The sequence below is a fragment of the Ensifer sp. LC11 genome, from assembly GCF_001695835.1.
Classification (GTDB): domain Bacteria; phylum Pseudomonadota; class Alphaproteobacteria; order Rhizobiales; family Rhizobiaceae; genus Ensifer.
Genome location: NZ_MBSO01000029.1, coordinates 1 through 15,685, shown reverse-complemented (window position 1 = coordinate 15,685; position 15,685 = coordinate 1). Strand labels below are relative to the sequence as shown.

Below are 15,685 nucleotides of genomic sequence, written 5' to 3'. Positions count from 1 at the left end.
GCCCCCCGATGTCCTCGACCCCGCTTGCCCTCTTTGTCGGCCTTCCGAACCCGACGCTTTCCGCTGACGAATTCGCGCTCTTCCGCGAGACCAACCCGCTCGGCCTTTTCGTCGGCCGTCGCAATCTGCGTGACCCCAACCAGGCCAAGGCGCTGATCGAGCGCTTCCGCGAGGCCGTCGGCCGCGACGACGCGCCCGTCTTCACCGACCAGGAGGGCGGCCGCGTCCAGCATCTGGACGCCGGCCCCTGGCCGCTCTTCCGATCTTTCGGCGAATTCGCCGAACTCGCCCGCCACGATTTTGCCCTCGGCAAGAAGGCGCTGCGCCTGTCGAGCCAGGCCATGGGCACGATGATGAGCGAGCTTGGTCTGACGAGCGGCTGCTCGCCGGTGCTCGACCTCGTGTTCGCAGCTACCAGCTCGGTCATTGGTGCCCGTTCCTTTGGCGCCGATCCGGACTTCATCGCAGCCCTTGGCCGCGAAGTGGTCGATGGCCTGCTTGAGACCGGCAACATGCCTGTGATGAAACACATCCCCGGCCACGGCCGCGCCACGCTCGATTCGCACAAGGAGCGCCCGGTCGTCGACGCCTCGCGCGAATTGCTGACATCCACCGACTTCAAGCCCTTCGTCGCGCTGCGCGACACGCCCTGGGCCATGGTCGCCCATGTCGTCTATTCCGCCTTCGACAAGGAACTGCCGGCGTCGATCTCGCCGGTCATGCACGACGTCATCCGAAACAACATGGGTTATGACGGCGTGCTCGTCTCCGACTGCATCTTCATGGAATCGCTGCGCGGCACCTTGCCGGAACGCGTCCGCCAAGTGCTCGACGCCGGTTTCGACATTGCGCTGCACAGCCACGGCACGCTCGCCGAAAGCGAAGCGGCGGCCAAGGTTGCAAGCCCGCTGACCGCAGCCGCCCAGAAGCGCATCGATGCCGGCAAGGCCCGCCTCGGCACGCTGAAGGTCGATGTGCGCGCGGTGCATGCGGAAGTCGAGGACATGTTCCAAAGCGTCCTCGTAGCCTGATCGAAACAAGAAATCCTTAAGATCTAAAAAGGGGAACTACCGTGAAAAAATCGCTTCTCGGCGCAGCGACCGCGCTCGCCCTCATCGCGGGCCCGGCGGCGGCCCAGACCGTGCTGACGGCCAATATCGAGCCGGCGACGACCTGGGTGCGCAACTTCAACCCGTTCAACCAGACCTCGGCGCGCCAGAGCACACTCGACTTCATCTACGAGCCGCTCGTCGTCTTCAACCGCTTTGACGGCAACAAACCGGTCTTTCGTCTCGCCGAAAGCTTCAAGCTTTCCGACGACCTGAAGTCGATCGAGTTCAAGCTCCGCCCGAACCTGAAATGGTCGGACGGCAAGCCGCTAACGGCTGCCGACGTCAAGTTCACTTATGACTATCTGAAGAAGTACCCGGCGCTCGACTTCGTCAGCATCTGGACCTTCATCACCGGTGTCGAAGCCGTCGATGGAGAGACCGTGCGCTTCACGCTCGCCAACCCGAGCTCTCTTGCCGCCGAACAGCTGGCGCAGCTGCCGATCGTTCCCGAGCACGTCTGGAAGGACATCGCCGAGCCGGTGACCTTCGCCAACGAAACGCCTGTCGGTAGCGGCCCGCTGACGGAAATCCCGCGCTTCACCGGCCAGACCTACGACCAGTGCCGCAACCCGCATTACTGGGATGCCGCGACCTTGAAGATCGACTGCGTGCGCTTCCCGCAGCTTGCCGACAACAACCAGATCCTGACGGCGACCGCGTCGGGCACGCTCGACTGGGGCGTATCCTTCATCCCGGATATCGAGAACGTCTATGTCGCCAAGGACCCGGAGCATTTTCACTTCTGGTATTCGCCAAGCAGCATGGTCGCCTTCCTGTTCAACCAGGAAACCGCCAACGAAAACAACCGCAAGGCCTTCAACGACGTGAAGTTCCGCCGCGCCGCCTCGATGGCGCTCGACCGCGGCACCATGGTCGACGTCGCCGGCTACGGCTATCCGACGCTCAACGAAGACCCGGCCGGCATGGGCGAGCTCTACAAGAGTTGGGCCGATCCGTCGGTCGCGGCCGATTTCGGCAAATACGGCAAGTATGATGCCGATGCCGCCAAGGCGCTGCTCGACGAGGCCGGTTATGCCGACAAGGACGGCGACGGCTTCCGAGACAATCCGGATGGCACCAAGATCGCGTTTTCGATCATCGTGCCGAGTTCCTGGACCGACTGGATCGACACCGTGACCATCGCCGTCGAAGGCCTGCAGGCTGTCGGCCTCGACGCCAAGATCGAGACGCCGGAGGAAGCCGTCTGGACCGGCAACCTGATCAACGGCACCTTCGACGCGGCGATCAACAGCCTGCCGGCGTCCGCCTCGCCCTACTATCCCCACAAGCGCGCCTTCAGCTCGAGCGACAAGGGTAAGACCCGCTTCACCTCGCAACGCTGGTTCAATCCGGACGTCGAGGCTCAGCTGACGAAGTTCACCCAGACCGCCGACCCCGCCAAGCAGAAGGAAGCGATGAACAAGGCCCAGCGCATCGTCGCCGAGAACATGCCCCTGATGCCGGTGTTCAACAACCCGAACTGGTACCAGTACAACACCAAGCGCTTCAAGGGCTGGGCAACGGCGGAAAACCCCTTCGTCAACCCGTCGATCACCCGCAACAACCCGGCGCGTCTCCTGCACCTTTTGGCGCTTGAACCGGTGAAGTAACCCGATCGCAGATACGGCGCTCTTTCGGACGACGTTCCGTGAGGGCGCCGTAATTCCCGATCACTGGCAGGCGGCCTTCGCCTGCCACGCGACCGTCCCGGCTCTTGCCAGCCGCGCGGCCCGACAAGAAGACAGCCCTGCCGCCTGACGCCTCCCGCGGCGGCCGCAGTCGATGGAGTTCCCGATGGCCTTTCTGCTACGCCGCCTGTGCTTTTATCTGGCGGCCTTCGTTGCAGCCGCGACGATCAACTTCTTTCTGCCGCGGCTGATGCCGGGCGATCCGGTGCAGATCATGTTTTCGAGCGCCGGCGCCGAGTTGCCGCCCGAAAGCCTGCAGGCCTTGAAGCTGACTTTCGGCTTCGTCGACGGGCCGCTCTGGCAGCAGTATCTCACCTATCTCGGCAGCATCTTCAGCGGCGATCTCGGCCGCTCGATCAAGTATTTCCCGCTGCCGGTGACCACGGTGCTCGGCAATGCGCTGGTCTGGACCGTCGGCCTGATGGGCACCGCGACGCTGGTGAGCTTCGCGCTCGGCACCTTCCTCGGCATTCTCGCGGCCTGGCGGCGCGGCAGCCTGTTCGACGTCATCGTCTCCGTCGGCGCGATCTTCGCGACCTCGGTTCCGGCTGTCGTCACCTCGCTGATCGTGGTCTTCACCTTCGGCTTCACGCTCGGCTGGTTTCCGACCGGCTATGCCGCCGACCCGGCCCTCGATCCGGCCTTCACGCTCGAATATCTCGGCAGCGTCCTTTATCACGGCATCCTGCCGATGATCACGCTCTGTGCCGTTCTGACCGGCGGATTCGCCGTGACCATGCGCAACAACATGATCAACCTGCTCGGCGAGGACTACATCGTCATGGCTCGCGCCAAGGGGCTTTCCGACACCCGCGTGATGCTCTGGTATGCCGCTCGCAACGCGCTGCTGCCGACCGTTTCAAGCCTCGCAATCGCCATCGGCACCGTGCTCGGCGGCTCGCTGGTGACCGAGGTCGTGTTCAACTATCCGGGCCTTGGCAACATTCTCTACCAGGCGATCCTCGCCCGCGATTATCCCGTCATCCAGGGACAGCTTCTGATCATGACCGCCACCATGCTCGTCGCCAACTTTGTCGTCGACGTCAGTTACGTGCTGCTCGACCCGCGACTGAAGAGGGCCTGATATGAAGACCTCCTCCTTCCCGCTCATCCACAATCGCAAGGCCATGGTCGGCGCTCTGATCGTCGCCTTCATCCTGCTCATCGCGATCGCCGCACCCTTGCTGACCTCCTATGATCCGAGCGCCCGCGTCGGCCGGCCGCACCAGGCGCCATCGCTTCAGCATTGGCTCGGCACCACCCGCATCGGCCAGGACGTCTTCGCGCGCCTCGTCTATGGCGCCCGCACGTCACTCGCCGTCGGCTTCGGCGCCGGTCTTTTGATCACCGCCGTCGGCACGGCACTCGGCATCATCGCCGGCTATCGCGGCGGCAAGGTGGACGAAGTCATCAGCTTCTTCACCAACATGGTGCTCGTCGTGCCGAACCTGCCGCTGCTCCTCGTGCTTGCCGCCTTTATCGGCCAGGCGAGCCCCTGGGTCATCGCGCTCATCCTCGGCGGCACATCCTGGGCCTGGGGCGCACGCGTCACCCGCGCCGAGACGCTGTCGGTCAAGCAGAAAGACTACGTCAAATCCGCCGAGATGATGGGTGAGCCGCGCTGGCGGATCATGACCTTCGAGATCTTCCCCAACCTGATCTCGATCGTCGGCATCAACTTCATCGGCAGCGTGATCTTTGCGATCATCACCCAGGCGACGTTGGAGTTCCTGGGTTTGGGCGATCCCAAGGTCGTTTCCTGGGGCACCATGCTCTATGCCGCGCAGAAGGCCTCGGCGCTTTCGGTCGGCGCCTGGTGGGATATCCTGACGCCCTGCTTCGCACTCGCCTTCCTCGGCATCGGCCTGTCGCTCCTCAACTTCGCCGTCGACGAGATCGCCAATCCGCGGCTGCGCACCGGCAACCGGCTCGGCCGCTGGCAGGCCCTTATCCGCTCCGGGGAGGGCCGCCTGTGACCACGCCTCTGCTTTCCGTCAAGAACCTCACCATTGACTACATCGGCGAGACCAACGATTTCCGCGCCGTTGACGACGTCAGCTTCGACGTCGCTCCCGGCGAAGTCTTCGGCCTTGCCGGCGAATCCGGCTGCGGCAAGAGCACCATCGCCTTTGCCATCAGCCGGCTGCACAAGCCGCCGGCGCTGATCCGCAAGCAAAGCGCCATCCTGCTTGACAGCAGAAACGTGCTCGATCTCGACCAGAAGGACCTTGCCGACTTCCGCTGGCGCGAAGTGGCGATGGTGTTCCAGAGCGCGATGAACTCGCTGAACCCCGTCTTGCGCATCGAGCAGCAGTTCTACGACGTGCTGAAGACGCATAAGCGCATAAGCCGGGCCGCCGCGCGCGATCGCACCGCCGAGATGCTCAGGCTCGTCGACATCTCGCCGGACCGGATGCGCGACTACCCGCATCAGTTTTCCGGCGGCATGCGCCAGCGCATCGTCATTGCCATCTGCCTGGCGCTCAATCCGCGGTTGATCGTCATGGACGAACCGACGACGGCGCTTGATGTCGTCGTGCAGCGCGAGATCCTGCAGCGGATCAACGAGCTCCGCCGCAAGCTCGGCTTTGCCGTGCTCTTCATCACCCACGACCTCGGGCTGATGGTGCAGTTCTGCGACCGCATCGGCATCATGCTCGGCGGCAAGCTGGTCGAGCAGGGCACGGCCGATGCCATCTACCGGACACCGGAGCACGACTATACCAAGAAGCTCTGGGCCTCCTTCCCCTCGCTGCACGGAGGCGTTCTTCGATGACCGGCACATCCGCACCCATTCGGACGCTGGCCCCCATCCTGACCTTGGAAAAGGTCAGCAAGACCTTCGGCCATGGTCCGGGCGCCGTGCGCGCCGCGCGGTCGATCACCTTTTCGCTCCACGCCGGGCGGGCGCTCGCCGTCGTCGGTGAATCCGGCAGCGGCAAGACCACCTGTGCTCGCATCGCCATGCGTGAATATGAGCCGAGCGAAGGGCGGCTGCTCTTCAAGGGCAAGCCCGTCGATGCGGCAGGAGCGAAGGAGATCACCGACTATCGCCGCTCGGTGCAGATGATCTTCCAGGATCCTTTCGCCTCGCTCAATCCGGCCCACACGATTGCCTACCATCTGAAGCGCCCGCTGATGCTGCATCGCCCTGACATCAAGGGGGCGTCCATCAACGAGGAGATCAAGGCGCTGCTCCGGCAGGTGAAGCTCGATCCTGAAATCGTCGCGCCGAAATACCCGCACGAGCTCTCCGGCGGCCAGCGCCAGCGCGTCAACATCGCCCGGGCACTGGCGGCAAAGCCCGAGGTCATCGTCGCCGACGAGCCGACCTCGATGCTCGACGTCTCGGTCCGGCTCGGTGTGCTCAATCTCTTGAGCGAAATGAAGCGCGAGATGAACCTCGGCCTGCTCTACATCACCCACGACATCGCGACCGCCCGCTACGTCGCCGAAGATATCGCGGTGATGTATGCCGGCCAGATCGTCGAATGGGGCAATACCGGCAAGGTCATCGACAATCCGGCGCATCCCTATACGAAGCTGCTGCTTTCGGCCGTGCCGGATCCGGACATCCGCTTCGACGACCCGAATGCGCAAGTCAGCGCCTCGGAAGCGAACGAAACCCGTCGACGCTCGGCGGCGACCCAGGAGACGATCCGCGAAGTGGAGCCCGATCACTTCGTGCGCGCGGCCTGAACCGTTGCCGATAGGACCAAACAAAAACGCCCCGCGGATCGCGGGGCGTTTTTGTTTGGTCGCGAAAAGCGCAACCCCGTCGATTTCGGCCCGGCGCCCTCGTGAACACCGGGCCTGAAAAATCAGGCGGCTTCGCGCTTTTCGACGTCGGTCGGGACGGTGGAGATCGTCTTCAGGATCTGCGAAGCGATCTGGTAGGGGTCGCCCATGGAGTTCGGGCGGCGGTCTTCCAGGTAACCCTTGTAGTCGTTGTTGACGAAGCTGTGCGGAACGCGGATCGAAGCACCGCGGTCAGCCACGCCGTAGCTGAACTGGTGGATCGAGGCGGTTTCGTGCTTGCCGGTCAGGCGCATGTGGTTGTCAGGACCGTAGACGGCGATGTGATCGGCGCGGGCTTCGGCAAAGGCCTCCATCAGGCTTTCGAAGTACTCCTTGCCGCCGACTTCGCGCATATAGGCGGTCGAGAAGTTGGCATGCATGCCCGAGCCGTTCCAGTCGGTGTCGCCGAGCGGCTTGCAGTGGTATTCGACATCAATGCCGTACTTTTCGGTCAGACGCTGCAGCAGGTAGCGGGCGAGCCAGATTTCGTCGGCCGCCTTGCGCGAGCCCTTGCCGAACACCTGGAATTCCCACTGACCCTTGGCGACTTCGGCATTGATGCCTTCATGGTTGATGCCGGCAGCCAGGCAGATGTCGAGGTGCTCTTCGACGATCTTGCGGGCAACGTCGCCGACGTTGCTGAAGCCGACGCCGCAGTAATAGGGGCCCTGCGGCGCAGGGTAGCCGGCATCCGGGAAGCCGAGCGGGCGGCCGTTCTGATAGAAGAAGTATTCCTGCTCGAAGCCGAACCAGGCGCCGTCGTCGTCGAGGATCGACGCGCGGGTGTTGGACGGATGCGGCGTCTTGGCATCGGGCATCATGACTTCGCAGAGAACCAGAACGCCGTTCTTGCGCTCGGGATCCGGATAGACGGCAACCGGCTTCAGCACGCAGTCCGAGCTGCTGCCTTCGGCCTGCATCGTCGAGGAACCGTCAAAGCCCCAGAACGGCAGCTGTTCAAGCGTCGGGAAAGCGTCGAATTCCTTGATCAGGGTCTTGCCGCGCAGGTTCGGGGTGGGCTTATAACCGTCGAGCCAGATGTATTCGAGCTTAAACTTTGTCATTTCGTTCTCTCACATGACGCCAGGAATGGCTTGGTTCCGAAGCGGCTGGGCAATCCAGATCAGTTGCCCGACGACCGATGCCTGTTAAGAAGCATTAATCGTGCCAACTCGGATCCACCCCTGGAATCCAGAGAAAAATTGCGTTTGCCGGCAGGTATGGACACCGGCGACCCGGCACGGCAGCGCAAGGAACAAGCGTATTGCGCAAAAAATAGGCAAAATGTGCCTGACTCCGCGGCAAAGGAAGTAGCAAAGCCGATTTCAACGGCTTTTCCCCAGCGATCGCCGTTGACTGCCTCCAAAACGTGCAACTGCCATCAGCACGCCGCTCTGCTCAGCCCGCCCGGGCAACACCGCATTGGCGCATGATCGTGGGCAAAATCTTGAAAAGCCGCTCGTCATCGCATTGCGAAACATTGAAGCGCATGAAATTGTTGGAGGTGCCCGCATGACTGAAGACGTTGCCGGGCGCCAAAACGATCTCCTGCTGCAGCGCCTTCTGCGCCACTTCGGCCGCGTCGATACCATCAGGCAGACGGCACCAGAGGAACATGCCCGCCTGCGGCTCGATCCATGGTTTGATGCCCATGTCGCCCAGCCGCGCCGCCGTTTCGCTCATCGCCCGTGCCAGACGCTGGCGCAGCGCCTCCATATGCTTGCGATAGCTGCCGTCCTTGAGCATGGCAAAAACCAGCTCTGCCGAAAGGCTTGGCCCGCCGAAGGTCGTGGCGATCTTCAAGTCGATGAGCCCCTCGATCCAATCGCGCGGCGCGGCGATGAAACCGCAGCGCATCGAGGCAGAAAGTGTCTTCGAGAAGCTGCCGATCTGAACGACACGATCAAGCCCGTCGAAAGCGGCCAGCCGTGGAGCCGGCGCATGCTCGAAATCGGCGAAGATATCATCCTCGACGATCGTCAAGCCGGCCTGTTCTGCGAGCTTCAGCAGGCGATGGGCGACGACGGGAGAGAGCGTGGCACTCGTCGGGTTGTGGACGGCGGAATTGGTGATGTAGAGCCGCGGACGATGCTCGGCCAGCGCCTCGGCAAATCGCTCGAGATCCGGCCCCGAAGGGGTGTAGGGGACGCTTACCACCTGCACCCGGTGCGCGCGCAACAGCGCATGGAAATTAAAGTAGCAGGGATCGTCGACCACGACCGTGTCGCCGGGTTCCAGCAGGAAACGACAGATGAGATCGATCGCCTGCGTTCCAGACTCCGTCAAAATGATCTGTTCGGGTGACGCCTCGACGCCATGCTCGCCGAGACGTCGCGCCAAAAGCTGGCGCAGGAGCCGATGCCCAAGCGGCGTTCCGTAGTCCGTCAACCCGCTTGCTTCCAGCCGCGCCGAAGACTTGAGCGCGCGGCGAATTGCGGCCTCCGGCATCCAGCCCGGCGGCAACCAGCCGCAGCCCGGCTTCAACACGCCTTCGCCGGTTTCCAGCGCCTGGCGCGACACCCAGAGCGGATCAACAGCCCGGTCAAGCCGCGGCCCGATCTCGGCCAGCGACAAGGGCGCCAACGGTGCCGAGACGAAAAAACCGGCGCCCGGCCGCGAGCGGATGACGCCTTCGGCCACAAGCCGCTCGTAGGCCTCAACGACGGTGGATTTCGAGACGCGCATGGTCTTGGCGAAAGCGCGGATCGAGGGCAACTTCGCGCCGGGCGTGAGGATCCGCCCGGCAATCCGCTGCCGGATGGTGGCCATCACGCCTTCGAGCAGCGTTTCACTGCCTATTTCGAGCTCCTGCATCGTCATCTGTACCGCCAAAACATCCATTACAGTTTTGAAGAACTGTACCGCATTGTCTCTGGCAAGAACAGATCACCTGGCCGATACAGGCGAAAAAGGAGCCTATCATGGACAAGACGGCAGACGGTTGGGTGAGCGGTTTTCTCGGGGTGCTGATCTTCAGCGGGTCACTGCCTGCGACACGCGTTGCGGTGATGGATTTCGATCCGGTGTTTCTGACGGTGGCGCGCGCAGCGATCGCCGGCCTGCTCGGTCTCTGCCTGCTTTTGATCTTCCGCCAACGCCGCCCGGCGCGGTCCGACCTCGTTTCTCTGGCAATCGTCGCCTTCGGTGTCGTGCTCGGCTTTCCGCTGCTCACCGCTCTGGCCTTGCAGCATGTCACCTCGGCGCATCTCATCGTCTTTGTCGGCCTGCTGCCGCTGGCGACTGCCATCTTCGGCGTGCTGCGCGCCGGCGAGCGCCCGCGTCCGGCCTTCTGGCTTTTCTCCTGCCTTGGAAGTGCCGCCGTCGTCGGCTTCGCGCTGGTGCAGGGCTTTGCTGCCTCTCCCGTCGGGGACCTTTTGATGCTCGGCGCCATCATCGTCTGTGGCCTCGGCTACGCCGAAGGCGCCAGCCTTTCGCGCAAGCTTGGCGGCTGGCAGGTGATCTGCTGGGCCCTGGTTCTGTCGCTGCCCGTGATGCTGGCGCTTACGCTTTTCACCATGCCCCCGTCCTTCGCGACCATCGATCACGCCGCCTGGACCGGCCTTGCCTATGTCTCGATCTTCAGCATGCTGATCGGCTTCGTCTTCTGGTACCGCGGCCTCGCGCTCGGCGGCGTCGCCGGTGTCGGACAATTGCAATTGCTGCAGCCCTTCTTCGGACTGGCACTTGCGGCAACGCTGCTCGGCGAACCGGTAAGCTGGAGCATGCTCGCGACCACGGGCGCGATCGTGCTCTGCGTCGCCGGAGCCAAGAAGTTCGCGAAGTAGATGCCTCCCAGGCCAAAGGGATTGCGGGGCGGCCAGCCGCCCGCAATCCCCATCGCTCGTCAAAGGCGGTCGAGCTTCAAACGCTCGCCAAGCAGATCGAGGAAACAGCGGATCTTTGCATTGGGGGACCGCCCTTCGAGCCACAGCGCATGGATCGGCACCGGGGCCGGTTCGAACGGCTCGAGGATAGTCTCGACCCTGCCAGCGTCGATCAGGTGTTTGATCTGCCAGAGCGGCGAGTAGCCGAGACCGAGCCCCTGCTCCACCGCAGCGTAGATCGCGTTCATCGAATTGGTCCGGAACGCCCCACGCACTTTGACCGCGCGAGCCCGGCCGTCGATCGTGAACATCCAGCCGCCCGGCCGCTCATCCACCGTTCTGGTAACACAGCTATGCTCCGCCAGCTCCAGCGGGTGCGAAGGCCGACCGCAGCGCGCAAAATAGGACGGCGCGCCGAAGACGACGCGGCGAAGCGCGCCAAGACGCTTGCCGGTCAGCCCGGAATCCGCGAGATCGCCGATCCGGATCACCATGTCGAGCCCGCTGGCGGTGAGGTCAACGAAGGCATCCGAGAGATCGAGATCCACTTCGACCTGTGGGTACCTCCTCATGTACTCGGCGACGACAGGCATAAGGAACCGCGGCGCAAACAGATTGGGCGCCCCGAGGCGCAGCACGCCGGACGGCTCGGACCGGCGCTGCGCCGCTTCCTCGCGCGCCTCCTTTATTTCCTCCACTGCCGGCTTGATCCGCTGGTAGAAGCTCCCGCCCGCTTCGCTCGGGACGGAGCGTCGGGTCGTCCGATGCACCAGTTCGACACCGATGTCGGTTTCAAGCGTAGCGAGCGATCGGCTGACGGTCTGTAGCGGCCGTCCCAGCCGCTTGGCTGCGCCCGTCAGGCTGCCTTGTTCGACGATCGCCAAAAAGGTTTCGAGGTCTTCGATGCGGCTCATGCGACAATCCCGCTTTGCAGGATAATAAATCATAATTCGCGGCGATTGTCCGCATTGTTTCGGATCGTTAGCTTGAAGTCATCGTTCGATTGCACGAAAGGCAGAAGCACATGAACCAGCGCTCGAACACGATCCTTGTCGTCGGCGCCACCGGGCGTTTTGCCGGCCTCTGCGTTCCGGAACTGGTGCGGCGTGGCGCAAGGGTCCGCGCCCTGATCCGCGACGAGGCGCATGGCGCGCTTGCCAAATCCCTCGGCGCGTCCGAGCTCGCGATCGGTGACCTGCGCAGACGCGCAAGCCTCGACCGCGCACTTGAAGGGACCGACGGCGTCTTTCACATTGGGCCGGCCTTCGCACCCGACGAGGCCGCTATGGGTATGTCGATGGTCGAAGCGGCCGTGCGCGCTGGCGTCAGAAAATTCGTATTCTCCTCCGTCATCCAGCCGACCAACACGCGCCTGAAAAATCATGCAGCGAAGATCCCGGTCGAGGACGCGCTCTACTCTTCGCCCATCGAGTACACCATCCTGCATCCGGCAAACTTCATGCAGAACCTTCACGCCGCCTGGCCGGGCGTTCTTGCCACTGGAACCTTCGCCGAGCCTTTTCCGAAGACGGCGCGCATCGCTCGCGTCGACTATAGAGATGTCGCCGAGGTGGCGGCGATCGCGCTCACCGAGGATCGCCTTGCCTATGCGACGCTCGAGCTCTGCTCCGAAGGGCGACACAATCGTGAAGAGATTGCCGGAATGATGAGCGAGGCCCTAAGCCGGCCGATCGCCGCGGGAACCATCGATTTTCACGAATGGGCAAAACCCATCCGCGCCAAATACACCGACCACCAGCTCGAACTGCTGGCAAAAGTCCACGCCCACTACGCCGATGTGGGCCTCGGCGGCAACAGCCTCACGCTTCGAGCAGCTCTCCAGCGCGAACCCCGCAGCCTCCTTAGCTTCATCCGCGAATTGGCGCTGCCGAGCGACCAGGACCGCACGAAAACGTTCCACTGACCAGCACACCCATCCCCACAAATTCCGGAGTTGACCGCATGCCAAAGAAGCTTCCCCAGCGATACCAGGCAATCGTCATGCCACTGGTCCTGTCCGTGCTGATGTCCGCCATCGTGTCTTTCGTCTCGACGGCCAGCGGCACCGGCCTCCAGCCCGGGATCTTTTCACTTTGGCTCAAGGCCTGGGTGTTCTCCTGGATCGTCGCCTTTCCGAGCCTGCTTCTGGTCCTGCCGCTCGTGCGGCGGATCGTTGCGGCAACCGTCGAACAGCCGGGCAGCAGCCGGTGACGCCCTTGCGGCAGCACCGCTGCTGCGGCCTTGAGCGCGCTGCCACGTCAACTTCGCCCGCATTGCTATCCGGTGATGCGGACGATTTTTTAGGTCAGCTAAAATCCGTTGACAGCAAATTAGGCTGCCCCCTAGCTTGAGGAGAGACGAGAGGGAATGACAACGGATGACGGAAAATGCCAGCAACGTGATTGCCCGCGGAGCGGAAGCGCCGCCGCTGGGCGATCGCCTGCGCCAACGGCGCAAGGCGCTGAAGATGACGCTGCAGGAGGTCGCCGATGAGGCGGGCTTTTCCGTTGGCTTCATTTCACAGATCGAGCGCGGCATCACGGTCCCTTCCCTGACCTCGCTGATCGCAGTCTGTCGGACCCTGAAGGTGGAGGCCGGCAGTTTCCTCAATCCCCCGAAGGTGGCGACCCCCTTTACCCGTCGCGAACATCGCCCGATCTACGGTCTCGGCCAGCAGGGCGGCAACGCCGTCTCCTATGAACGGCTGTCCGCCTCCTTTCCCGGAAACGTGCTCAGAAGCACGATTATCCACGAGCCGCCGGGCCATCGCAGCGAGCCGATGTCGCATGAGGGCGAGGAGATCTTCTTCATCCTCAAGGGCGCGTTGACACTGGAGGTGGACGGCGAGCCGATGGTTCTCGAGGCTGGCGACTCCGCCCACTTCCCATCGCTCCGCGTTCATACGATGTGGAACCATACCGGCGAGCCCACCACCATCCTGCACACCTGCACCATGGATGTTTTCGGCGACGGCGAGCCCTCAGGAAGCCCGACCGACAGCCTGGCGGTGACGCGGGCCGAAAACAGGCTGGACGCCACCGACAATGGCATGAGCAACAAGGACATGGGCAACAGGCGCTGACTGCTTCCACATGAGAGCGGGAGCGCTCCGGAAGCGCTATGGCAACAGCACCATCGCGCCCGTCGTCTGGCGACCTTCGAGCCGACGATGCGCCTCGGCCGCCTGCGCAAGCGGCAGACGCGCGTGAACCGGGATCTTGACCGCGCCGCTTGCGACGACGTCGAAAAGATCCTTGCTCAGGGCGACCACGTCTTCGCGCCGCGCCAGATGCGTCGGCAACAGCGGCCAGGTGGCGTAGAGCGAGCCCTTACGCGCCAGCGTCGTGATGTCGAATGGCGCGATCGGGCCAGAGGCAGCGCCGAAGCTGACGAAATGGCCGAAGGGGCGCAGGCTGTCGAGCGAGCCGTCGAAGGTCGCCTTGCCGATGCCGTCATAAACGACGTCCACACCCTCGCCCCCGGTGATCTCCCGCACCCGGGCGGCAAAGTTCTCCTTGCCGCAGTCGATGACATGGTCTGCGCCATTGGCGAGCGCGAGCTCGGCTTTTCCGGACGAACCGACCGTGCCGATCACGGTTGCGCCGAGGTGCTTTGCCCATTGCGTCAGGATGAGGCCGACGCCGCCGGCCGCCGCATGGACGAGGATCCGATGTCCCGCCTCGACGCGGAAAGTGCGGCGCAGGAGGTATTGCGCCGTCAGGCCCTTCAGCATCATCGCGGCGCCGGTCTCGAAATCGAGATCGTCGGGTAGATGCACGAGGAAATGGGCCGGCACGTTGTGTTCTTCGGCATAAGCCCCGAGCGCCTCGGCATAGGCCACCCGGTCGCCGGGGCTGAAGCCCTGGACACCGGCCCCGACGGAGATCACCTCACCCGCCCCCTCCTTGCCGGGAATGAACGGCAATTGCGGTGGCGGGTACGAGCCGGAGCGCAGGTAGACGTCGACGAAGTTGACGCCGATCGCCCGGTTGCGCACACGAACCTCACCGGGTCCGGGCGCGTCGAGTTCGACATTTTCATAGGCGAGCACATCCGGCCCGCCGTGCTGATGCACGCGGATTGCTTTCATGGGTCTGTTCCTTGGATTGGGATGGCTGGCAACGAAGCCCAATGGTGGGCATCGGCTCGTCCATGGACGATGCTGACTTGCTTCTCACGCAGATGGCGCCTGGCGCTCCTTTCTTGTCACATCTGATAGATAGCCATGCCGAGGTTACCGTTGTAGACTGATATCGATGACAACAGACTTCAAAGATTATGATATCTGATCAGATCGGCATCGACCTGCTGCGCACCTATGTCGCCGTCTGCCGCCAGGGCAGCCTCAATCGTGTCGCCGTCCAGACCGGGCGCACCCAATCGGCGCTGAGCATGCAGATGCGCCGGCTTGAAAACCTGCTCGGCCGCCAACTGTTCCAGCGCACCGGCCGCGGCGTTGTCCCGACGCCCGAGGGAGAGGTGTTTCTCGGATACGCGACCCGCATGCTCGCACTCGGCGACGAGGCAGCTGCGCGCCTGCGGCAAGCGGACCTAAGCGGTGGCGTACGGGTCGGTCTCGCCGAGGAAGTGGCAACGACGGCGCTGCCGACAGCGCTCGGGCGACTGCATCGCGGCTATTCCGAAATCCGCCTCGACGTCGTGGTCGAACAGAGCCTTGCTCTCGGCCGGCTCTGGCAGGAAGACGAACTCGACATCATGATCGTCCCGACATCCGCCGTCGTTGCCGATGCCGTGACCACCTGGAATGTCGAACTGCAATGGGTTTGCGGGCTGGACTATGTTCCGGACGCGGACGGGCCTCTCGATCTGGTTGCCTTCGCTGCCCCCTGCCTCTGGCGGCGGCGCATGATCGAGACACTGGCCACGGCCGGGCGCGAGCACAGGATCACCTTCTCCAGCCAGAGCGTTACCGCCCTGCAGGCGGCGATCGAAAACGGCCTGGGTATCGGATTGCTGCCGCCGGAATCCGTGCGATCCGGCACCATGTGCGTGCTGAAGGCTTCGGCTGGCGTACCGAAGCCGCTTCCGGTCCAGTACGGTCTCTACGCAAGAGATCGCCGCACACCCGTCGTCGATGCGGCAATCAACGTGCTGCTGGAGGGCCTGCCGGTGGTGCTGAACACCTAGAGCGTTTCATTGCTTGTCTGAATCTGGGGGGATTCCCGGCCGGTCGGTTTTGTGATTCAAGATGCTGGCTGGGCGGAGGCCAGCTTCTGATGACACGAGCCCTTTCGAATGATCT

Annotated in this window: 15 protein-coding genes; 11 read left to right on the top strand and 4 right to left on the bottom strand. The window is 63.4% G+C overall.

What is annotated here, in order from left to right:
• The first annotated feature begins 8 nt into the window (after positions 1 to 8).
• The 6 genes from BBX50_RS20055 to BBX50_RS20030 all read left to right on the top strand — a co-directional run bounded on the left by BBX50_RS20055 (position 9) and on the right by BBX50_RS20030 (position 6,499).
• Complete coding sequence (locus BBX50_RS20055) at positions 9 to 1,031, top strand: glycoside hydrolase family 3 N-terminal domain-containing protein (protein ID WP_065777090.1); 1,023 nt, start codon at positions 9 to 11, stop codon at positions 1,029 to 1,031.
• A gap of 41 nt (positions 1,032 to 1,072) precedes the next feature.
• A complete protein-coding gene (locus tag BBX50_RS20050; protein ID WP_065777089.1) occupies positions 1,073 to 2,722 on the top strand; it encodes an ABC transporter substrate-binding protein in 1,650 nt (549 codons plus the stop codon).
• Positions 2,723 to 2,906: 184 nt separating this feature from the next.
• Positions 2,907 to 3,884 carry an ABC transporter permease gene (locus tag BBX50_RS20045; RefSeq protein WP_065777088.1) on the top strand — a complete coding sequence of 326 codons (978 nt, stop codon included), beginning with the start codon at positions 2,907 to 2,909 and terminating at the stop codon, positions 3,882 to 3,884.
• Position 3,885: 1 nt separating this feature from the next.
• The gene (locus tag BBX50_RS20040; RefSeq protein WP_065777087.1) at positions 3,886 to 4,776 is read left to right on the top strand and encodes an ABC transporter permease; all 891 of its coding nucleotides are present in this window, start codon (positions 3,886 to 3,888) and stop codon (positions 4,774 to 4,776) included.
• Positions 4,773 to 5,576: an ABC transporter ATP-binding protein gene (locus tag BBX50_RS20035; RefSeq protein WP_065777086.1), complete on the top strand. Its 804-nt coding sequence runs from the start codon at positions 4,773 to 4,775 to the stop codon at positions 5,574 to 5,576. Before BBX50_RS20040 ends, BBX50_RS20035 begins: the two co-directional genes overlap by 4 nt.
• Positions 5,573 to 6,499: an ATP-binding cassette domain-containing protein gene (locus BBX50_RS20030; RefSeq protein ID WP_065777085.1), complete on the top strand. Its 927-nt coding sequence runs from the start codon at positions 5,573 to 5,575 to the stop codon at positions 6,497 to 6,499. The genes BBX50_RS20035 and BBX50_RS20030 overlap by 4 nt, the downstream gene beginning before the upstream one ends.
• Positions 6,500 to 6,621: 122 nt before the next feature.
• On the opposite strand, the gene BBX50_RS20025 is transcribed toward BBX50_RS20030, so the two are convergent.
• A complete protein-coding gene (locus tag BBX50_RS20025; protein WP_065777084.1) occupies positions 6,622 to 7,662 on the bottom strand; it encodes a glutamine synthetase beta-grasp domain-containing protein in 1,041 nt (346 codons plus the stop codon).
• A 334-nt stretch (positions 7,663 to 7,996) separates the two neighbouring features.
• Complete coding sequence (locus BBX50_RS20020) at positions 7,997 to 9,418, bottom strand: PLP-dependent aminotransferase family protein (protein WP_065777083.1); 1,422 nt, start codon at positions 9,416 to 9,418, stop codon at positions 7,997 to 7,999.
• A gap of 101 nt (positions 9,419 to 9,519) precedes the next feature.
• Here BBX50_RS20020 and BBX50_RS20015 point away from each other — a divergent pair, with 101 nt between their 5' ends.
• Positions 9,520 to 10,383, top strand: a complete 864-nt coding sequence (locus tag BBX50_RS20015; protein WP_065777082.1) for a DMT family transporter — start codon at positions 9,520 to 9,522, stop codon at positions 10,381 to 10,383.
• A gap of 59 nt (positions 10,384 to 10,442) precedes the next feature.
• Here the strand turns inward: BBX50_RS20015 and BBX50_RS20010 are convergent, their stop codons facing one another.
• Positions 10,443 to 11,336 carry a LysR family transcriptional regulator gene (locus BBX50_RS20010; RefSeq protein WP_065777081.1) on the bottom strand — a complete coding sequence of 298 codons (894 nt, stop codon included), beginning with the start codon at positions 11,334 to 11,336 and terminating at the stop codon, positions 10,443 to 10,445.
• Between the two features lie 110 nt (positions 11,337 to 11,446).
• On the opposite strand from BBX50_RS20010, the gene BBX50_RS20005 reads away from it, so the two are divergent.
• The 3 genes from BBX50_RS20005 (at position 11,447) to BBX50_RS19995 (ending at position 13,504) form a co-directional block, all read left to right on the top strand.
• On the top strand, positions 11,447 to 12,346 hold the full coding sequence (locus BBX50_RS20005) for an NmrA/HSCARG family protein (protein WP_065777080.1): 900 nt from the start codon (positions 11,447 to 11,449) through the stop codon (positions 12,344 to 12,346).
• 38 nt (positions 12,347 to 12,384) lie between these two features.
• On the top strand, positions 12,385 to 12,633 hold the full coding sequence (locus BBX50_RS20000; protein ID WP_065777079.1) for a DUF2798 domain-containing protein: 249 nt from the start codon (positions 12,385 to 12,387) through the stop codon (positions 12,631 to 12,633).
• 166 nt (positions 12,634 to 12,799) lie between these two features.
• Positions 12,800 to 13,504, top strand: a complete 705-nt coding sequence (locus BBX50_RS19995) for an XRE family transcriptional regulator (RefSeq protein ID WP_065777078.1) — start codon at positions 12,800 to 12,802, stop codon at positions 13,502 to 13,504.
• A 36-nt stretch (positions 13,505 to 13,540) separates the two neighbouring features.
• Here the strand turns inward: BBX50_RS19995 and BBX50_RS19990 are convergent, their stop codons facing one another.
• A complete protein-coding gene (locus tag BBX50_RS19990; protein ID WP_065777077.1) occupies positions 13,541 to 14,512 on the bottom strand; it encodes a quinone oxidoreductase in 972 nt (323 codons plus the stop codon).
• 188 nt (positions 14,513 to 14,700) lie between these two features.
• Between BBX50_RS19990 and BBX50_RS19985 the strand changes: the two genes are divergently transcribed.
• Positions 14,701 to 15,570, top strand: coding sequence for a LysR family transcriptional regulator (locus BBX50_RS19985; RefSeq protein ID WP_065777076.1), 870 nt, complete (start codon positions 14,701 to 14,703; stop codon positions 15,568 to 15,570).
• Positions 15,571 to 15,685: the final 115 nt, after the last annotated feature.

Excerpts from the sequence above, each read along its gene's own strand:
- BBX50_RS20010 (WP_065777081.1), bottom strand. The coding sequence starts at position 11,336 with ATGAGCCGCATCGAAGACCTCGAAACCTTTTTGGCGATCGTCGAACAA.
- BBX50_RS20045 (WP_065777088.1), top strand. The coding sequence starts at position 2,907 with ATGGCCTTTCTGCTACGCCGCCTGTGCTTTTATCTGGCGGCCTTCGTT.
- BBX50_RS20015 (WP_065777082.1), top strand. The coding sequence starts at position 9,520 with ATGGACAAGACGGCAGACGGTTGGGTGAGCGGTTTTCTCGGGGTGCTG.
- BBX50_RS20005 (WP_065777080.1), top strand. The coding sequence starts at position 11,447 with ATGAACCAGCGCTCGAACACGATCCTTGTCGTCGGCGCCACCGGGCGT.
- BBX50_RS19985 (WP_065777076.1), top strand. The coding sequence starts at position 14,701 with ATGATATCTGATCAGATCGGCATCGACCTGCTGCGCACCTATGTCGCC.
- BBX50_RS19990 (WP_065777077.1), bottom strand. The coding sequence starts at position 14,512 with ATGAAAGCAATCCGCGTGCATCAGCACGGCGGGCCGGATGTGCTCGCC.
- BBX50_RS20000 (WP_065777079.1), top strand. The coding sequence starts at position 12,385 with ATGCCAAAGAAGCTTCCCCAGCGATACCAGGCAATCGTCATGCCACTG.
- BBX50_RS20020 (WP_065777083.1), bottom strand. The coding sequence starts at position 9,418 with ATGACGATGCAGGAGCTCGAAATAGGCAGTGAAACGCTGCTCGAAGGC.
- BBX50_RS20025 (WP_065777084.1), bottom strand. The coding sequence starts at position 7,662 with ATGACAAAGTTTAAGCTCGAATACATCTGGCTCGACGGTTATAAGCCC.
- BBX50_RS19995 (WP_065777078.1), top strand. The coding sequence starts at position 12,800 with ATGACGGAAAATGCCAGCAACGTGATTGCCCGCGGAGCGGAAGCGCCG.
- BBX50_RS20055 (WP_065777090.1), top strand. The coding sequence starts at position 9 with ATGTCCTCGACCCCGCTTGCCCTCTTTGTCGGCCTTCCGAACCCGACG.
- BBX50_RS20030 (WP_065777085.1), top strand. The coding sequence starts at position 5,573 with ATGACCGGCACATCCGCACCCATTCGGACGCTGGCCCCCATCCTGACC.
- BBX50_RS20040 (WP_065777087.1), top strand. The coding sequence starts at position 3,886 with ATGAAGACCTCCTCCTTCCCGCTCATCCACAATCGCAAGGCCATGGTC.